3 protein-coding genes are annotated in these 6,502 nt (G+C 47.5%); all 3 read left to right on the top strand.

Annotation, left to right across the window (positions count from 1 at the left end; translation table 11 throughout):
• The first annotated feature begins 535 nt into the window (after positions 1 to 535).
• The 3 genes from carA (at position 536) to FXW07_RS06870 (ending at position 6,465) form a co-directional block, all read left to right on the top strand.
• Positions 536 to 1,642, top strand: coding sequence for a glutamine-hydrolyzing carbamoyl-phosphate synthase small subunit (carA, locus tag FXW07_RS06880; RefSeq protein WP_229394806.1), 1,107 nt, complete (start codon positions 536 to 538; stop codon positions 1,640 to 1,642).
• The gene (gene carB, locus FXW07_RS06875) at positions 1,642 to 4,854 is read left to right on the top strand and encodes a carbamoyl-phosphate synthase large subunit (RefSeq protein WP_229394805.1); all 3,213 of its coding nucleotides are present in this window, start codon (positions 1,642 to 1,644) and stop codon (positions 4,852 to 4,854) included. The genes carA and carB overlap by 1 nt, the downstream gene beginning before the upstream one ends.
• A 423-nt stretch (positions 4,855 to 5,277) precedes the next feature.
• Entirely contained in the window at positions 5,278 to 6,465 is a 1,188-nt protein-coding gene (locus FXW07_RS06870) for an argininosuccinate synthase (RefSeq protein WP_229394804.1), read from the top strand.
• The last annotated feature ends 37 nt before the right edge of the window (positions 6,466 to 6,502 follow it).

The raw sequence follows: 6,502 nt of genomic DNA, 5'->3' as shown, positions 1-6,502 counted from the left end.
CATTGAACCAGTGACGTGGAGGTGTAGGTCAATGGAGCAGCAGGGAGCTATTGATAGTGACCCCGCAACAAAATATGGGAACAATTCTACTTTTGTCATTAATATTAGCTTGTCGTATGCAAAAGCCAGATATTATTCGGAGATACTGACTTCTGCCCTAAGGTTAAAGGTGAAATAATGGATTATATGCAGCATTCCGGATTTCTCAGTTTTTTTCTCTAAAATGAGCCTGCTAAATTCCATCCCGCCGTATGAGATACCCGGGGTAAAGGTCTTATTTTCAGTCGCGGCAAAGATTTCGAACATTTTCATTTTATCTGGAGATTATTAGATTTCAAACAGTTTCAAATTTAGAAAGCTCTTGAGTTGAAAAATGGAACATTAAACAGGCTGGAAAAGTCTATTTATTGGGCATAGAGTTTCATTGAAAAATTTATATATTAATAAACTCAAAAAATACCAGTAATTAAGAGAGTAGGGAAATTCATCGCAACACTTATACATGTCTTATGACATTTACTCGCAGGTTCAGATGATGAAAGCAGTACTAGGCTTAGAAGACGGAACAGTTATTAGGGGCACCGGTTTTGGTGCCGAAGGCACAGCTTGCGGCGAACTTGTTTTTACCACTCAATTCACGGGATATGAGGAGGCTCTAACAGATCCTTCTTACAAGGGTCAGATTTTAATGTTTACTTACCCCCTTATCGGAAACTACGGTGTCAGCGGGGAGCGCGTCCAGTCCGATAACATGCATGCGGAAGGGCTTGTTGTAAGGGAGGCCTGCAAAAAGCCCTATCATTATAAATCATCCCGTTCGATCCACAAATTTTTAGAGGATGAAGGAAAGCCGGGGATTGAAGGCGTGGACACCCGGATGCTCACTATCAGAGCAAGGGAGCGTGGAACCATGAGGGCAGCCCTTATCACAGGCAGCGACGACGGGGAAGAGGCTGTTGATGTAGCAAGGAACTCTCCACAGCTCACGGATGAGGAACTTATCTCCCTTGTAACCTGTAAAGAATCATATTTCATTCCCGGAGCAGAAGGTGCCTGGAAAGGTGGCAGCAAACGCAAACATGCGGTTATAGTCGACCTCGGGATAAAACGAAATATCATAAACAACCTCCACAGGCGGGGAATTGACCTCACTCTGGTTCCTGCAACTGCAAAACCCTCGGAAATTGCAAATTACGAACCTGACCTCCTTTTTATCTCAAACGGGCCAGGAGATCCCGAAAAAGCAACGGATGCGATCAATGCCGTAAAGGCTTTTGCAGGTACGATTCCGGTTTGCGGGATCTGTTTCGGGCACCAGATTATCTCCCTTGCTATGGGAGCAAAAACCTACAAGTTGAAATTCGGGCACAGGGGAGGAAATCAGCCAGTAAAGGACCTGATTGAAAACAAGATTTTCATAACTTCCCAGAACCATGGGTATGCAGTTGATGCGGACTCTCTTGACGGCACAGGGCTCTATGTAAAATACCTGAATGCAAATGACAAAACCGTAGAAGGGGTTTCCCACAAAGACCTGGATATTTTCAGTGTACAGTTCCATCCCGAAGCCCAGGCAGGGCCTATGGATACCGAGGAAACGTTCTTCGGCAAGGTTGTAAAGGTCCTCGGAGGTGAGATTTAATGCCTAAACGTGAGGACATAAAGAAGGTTTTGCTTATAGGCTCAGGGCCAATCACTATAGGACAGGCTGCGGAATTCGACTTCTCAGGCAGCCAGGCTTGCAGGTCCTTAAAAGAGGAAGGGATAAAGGTTGTCCTTGTAAACTCAAACCCTGCAACCATAATGACCGATCCTGAAATGGCTGATTCGGTCTATATCGAGCCCCTTGATGCCAAGATAGTAGAAAGGATTATTGAAAAAGAGCGCCCTGATGGGATTATTGCAGGCATTGGAGGGCAGACCGGCCTTAATATTACCAGTGAACTTGCAGAAAAGGGCGTATTTGAAAAATATAATGTCGAGATCCTGGGGACCCCTGTTGAAGCCATTAAAAATACTGAAGACAGGGAACTCTTCAAAGAGACCATGCTCAGGATAGGAGAAAAGGTTCCTTTAAGCCGGGCAGTTAATTCTTTAAAAGAAGCCGAAGACGTTGTCGAGGAACTCGGGCTTCCTCTAATTGTCCGTCCGGCTTACACCCTCGGTGGTGCAGGAGGCGGAATTGCCCGCACAAAAGAAGAGCTGCTTGAAATCACGGAACGCGGGCTCAGGCGCAGCCGCATCAACCAGGTGCTCATTGAAGAAAGCGTGCTTGGCTGGGCAGAGGTCGAATATGAAGTCATGAGAGATGCAAACGATACCTGCATCGTGATCTGTAACATGGAAAATATTGACCCCATGGGCGTGCATACAGGAGAATCGGCAGTTGTTGCCCCTTCCCAGACTTTAAGTGATGCTGAGCACCAGATGCTCAGGAGCGCCTCAATCAAGATTATCCGAGCTCTCAAAATTGAAGGTGGGTGCAATATCCAGTATGCCTTAAAAGAAGGCGATTACCGTGTTGTCGAGGTAAATCCGAGGGTTTCAAGGTCATCAGCCCTTGCATCCAAAGCTACAGGTTACCCGATTGCCCGCGTAACTGCAAAAATCGCAATCGGAATGGCGCTTGATGAGATCATAAACAATGTTACTAAGAGCACCCCTGCTTCTTTTGAGCCTGCTCTGGACTATGTAATTACAAAGATTCCCAGGTGGCCTTTTGACAAGTTCACAACCGCAGACAAGACCCTGACTACAGCTATGAAAAGTACGGGAGAAGTTATGGCAATTGGCAGGACTATTGAAGAGTCCCTGCTAAAGGCTTTTAAGTCCCTGGATATCGACAACCAGTTAGGAAATAAGCACTGGGACGAGCCTGAAACTAAAACTCTCCTCAAAACCCCTACAAGTGAACGCCTTTTTGTTATCTTCGATGCACTTGAGAGGGGCATGTCGGTAAAAGAAATTGCCGAGCTTTCGAGCATCAACCCCTTCTTTATCTCAAAGATAAAAAGGATCGTGGATATGGAAAAGCGCATAAGGGCAGAAGAACTCACTCCTGACCTCCTGCGTGAAGCAAAAAGGATGGGTTTCCCGGACACCCGCCTTGCCGAGCTCACTGACAGTACCAGGCAGGAAATAAGTGACCTCAGGCATAAAGCCGGAATCCTGGCTACCTTCAAGATGGTAGATACCTGTGCAGCCGAGTTTGAGGCAGCTACTCCTTATTACTATTCTACTTACGAAGACGACTGCGAGACAAACGCCACAGACAAGAAGAAGATTCTTATCCTTGGTGCAGGCCCGATAAGGATTGGACAGGGAATCGAGTTCGATTACTGTACTGTGCACGCGGTTACTGCGCTTCGGGAAGAAGGCATAGAGACCCACATTATTAATAACAACCCCGAAACCGTATCTACAGACTTCGATACCTCAGACAAGCTCTTTTTTGAACCTCTTACCCTTGAGTATGTGATGAACGTAATCGAGCGTGAGAGACCTGATGGAGTCCTGGTGCAGTTCGGAGGGCAGACGTCAGTGAACCTTGCAATTCCCCTTAAGCAGGAATTGAAGCGCAGGACCGACCTTAATACCGTGATCCTGGGGACGGACCCTGATGACATGGACCTTGCCGAAGACAGGGAAAAGTTCTATATCCTTATGCAGGAGCTTGGCGTTCCACAGCCTGAAGGCGGATATGCAACTTCCCATAAGGAAGCAATTGAGGTTGCGAAGCGGATCGGCTTCCCTGTACTTGTGCGTCCTTCCTACGTACTCGGCGGGCGGGCAATGGAAATCGTATACGATGAAATCGACCTTGAACGCTATATGAAAGAGGCAGTCAGGGTCTCTCACGAACACCCAATACTGATTGATGATTTCCTTGAGGCTGCTTCTGAAATTGATGTGGATGCAGTCTGCGACCAGAAAGACGTGCTTATTGGCGCAATAATGGAACACATCGAGGAAGCCGGTGTTCACTCCGGAGACTCGGCCTGTGTGATTCCACCCCAGAGCCTCTCACCTGAGGTTCTTGACCAGGTAAGGGACTATACCCGCAAGATAGCTCTTGCCCTCAAGGTCAAAGGGCTGATTAACATACAGATGGCAGAGAAAGGCGGGAAGGTCTATGTGCTTGAAGCAAACCCGCGTTCAAGCAGGACAATTCCTTTTGTTTCGAAAGCCGTTGGAATCCCGCTTGCAAAGATTGCAGCCAAGGTAATTGCAGGGCACAGCTTAAAGAGCATTGGATACACGGACGAGCCAAAACCCAACCATGTTTCAATTAAGGAAGTTCTCCTGCCTTTCGATAAATTACCAGGCGCAGACCCTGTACTCGGCCCGGAAATGAAGAGTACTGGCGAGGTCATGGGTATTGACTACGATTTCGGAAGGGCATATTATAAGGCAGAGCTTGCAGCCGACAATGTGCTGCCTCTTACCGGAAAAGTTTTCCTTTCCATAAGGAATGCTGACAAGACCGAACTCGTGGACGTTGCAAAGAAACTGCAGGCAGCAGGCCTTGAACTTATGGGAACACAGGGCACTGTAAACTATCTTGCACAGCACGGGGTCTTCATGGATGTCGTGAAAAAGGTCCATGACGGAAGCCCGAATGTCATAGATATGATGCGCAGGGATGAGGTTGACCTTATTATCAATACCCCAACAAGCAAACAGTCTCGCAGGGACGGTTCAAGGATCAGGCGGGCTGCTGTTGATTTCAAGGTCCCGTACATTACCACAATGCAAGCAGCAATAGCCGCAGCCGATGCCATTGAAACTATGAAGAAGGGCGAGGAACTTACGATCAAGTCCATCAACGAGTACCACAAAGAGATGGAACAGTAAGATAAATCAAGGAAAAAAAGCTGTCAGCAGGTAACTCTTTAAGGGTACCTGTTGAAGAGTACTGCTTAATTCAAAACATCGGCCAACAGAAAATTTACATGTGAATCACAGCCGGCAGGGTGGCTTTTCATCCTCCGGCAAAACATAATCAGTTTTTGAATCTACCAGCCGCTGGCTGTTAAATATACAGAAATTAGATATCCTGTTGCCAAAATTATTAAACTATTAACCTTATTAACCCTGGTGAACTTACTGAACTTACTGAACTTACTGAACTTACTGAACTTACTGATCCGTTAACACGTAAATCTATTAACAAGTCAATCCACAATGTATCAATCCATTAGCGTGTCACTGGATTGACATGTCAATCTTTTGGTTCTTATCATATCACATATCCGTTAAACAAGGGGTAGTAAAAGCATGGCAAAGAAAGTTGCACTTGCATATTCAGGAGGGCTTGACACCTCGGTGTGCATCCCCATCCTCAAGGAAAAGTACGGTTACGACGAAGTAGTTACAATTTCAGTCGATGTCGGGCAGCCTGAAGGGGAAATCAAGCGGGCAGACGCAAAGGCCGAGAAGATCAGCAACAAGCATTATACGATTGATGCAAAGGAAGAATTCGTTAAAGATTACGTCTTCCCCTTGATCAAAGCCAACGGAAGCTACGAAGGCTATGTAATGGGAACATCAATTGCCCGCCCGTTGATCGCAAAGAAAGTGGTCGAGGCTGCCAGGAAAGAAGGAGCAGTAGCCCTTGCGCACGGCTGTACAGGAAAAGGCAATGACCAGCTCCGTTTTGAAGCCGTTTTCCGCCAGACCGACATGGATGTTATCGCCCCGATGCGGGAGATGAACCTGACCCGCGAGTGGGAAATCGACTACGCAAAAGAGCACGGAATCCCGGTGGAAGTCACAAAGTCCAAGCCCTGGAGCGTTGACGAAAACATCTGGAGCCGCAGCATCGAAGGCGGCAGGCTTGAAGACCCTTCCTTTGTCCCGCCGGAAGAGATTTTCGAGTGGACAACCTCGCCTGAAAAAGCCCCTGACCAGCCCAGGATTGTTGACATCGGTTTTGAAGCAGGAGTTCCGGTTTCCCTTGACGGCGAAAAAATGAGCGGCTACGCCCTTGTCAAGAAAATGAATGAAATCGCAGGCGAAAACGGCGTTGGCAGGACCGATATGATCGAAGACCGCGTGCTCGGCTTAAAAGCCCGCGAGAACTACGAGCATCCGGCTGCAACCGTTCTCCTGGCAGCCCACGCCGACCTCGAAAAACTCGTCCTGACCCGCAGCGAACTCAAGTTCAAGAAGATCGTGGACGACCAGTGGTCCGAACTTGCCTATTACGGGCTTGTGGACGAGCCGCTTTATGCCGACCTGAACGCCTTTATCGACAAGTCCCAGGAAAGGGTTACAGGTACAGTGAAAGTCAGGCTCTACAAAGGCGCTCTCACGATCCTTGCCCGCAGCTCACCGCATGCTCTCTATTCTGAGGACCTGGTTTCGTTTGATAGCCAGACCATTGACCAGAAGGATGCAGAAGGGTTTGCGAAGTATCATGGGTTCCAGGCCAGGATGTACAGGAAAGTTATGGATAAGCAGTGAATTTGTGAGTTTTATTTCTTTACCTGCCTGTTTTTTC

This window comes from Methanosarcina sp. DH1 (genome assembly GCF_020804205.1).
Lineage (GTDB): Archaea > Halobacteriota > Methanosarcinia > Methanosarcinales > Methanosarcinaceae > Methanosarcina > Methanosarcina vacuolata.
Note: the sequence above shows the minus strand (reverse complement) of the source record. Positions and strands in the feature narration are given on the sequence as shown.

Coding starts and splice junctions, on each gene's coding strand:
- carA (WP_229394806.1), top strand. CDS start 536: ATGAAAGCAGTACTAGGCTTAGAAGACGGAACAGTTATTAGGGGCACC.
- carB (WP_229394805.1), top strand. CDS start 1,642: ATGCCTAAACGTGAGGACATAAAGAAGGTTTTGCTTATAGGCTCAGGG.
- FXW07_RS06870 (WP_229394804.1), top strand. CDS start 5,278: ATGGCAAAGAAAGTTGCACTTGCATATTCAGGAGGGCTTGACACCTCG.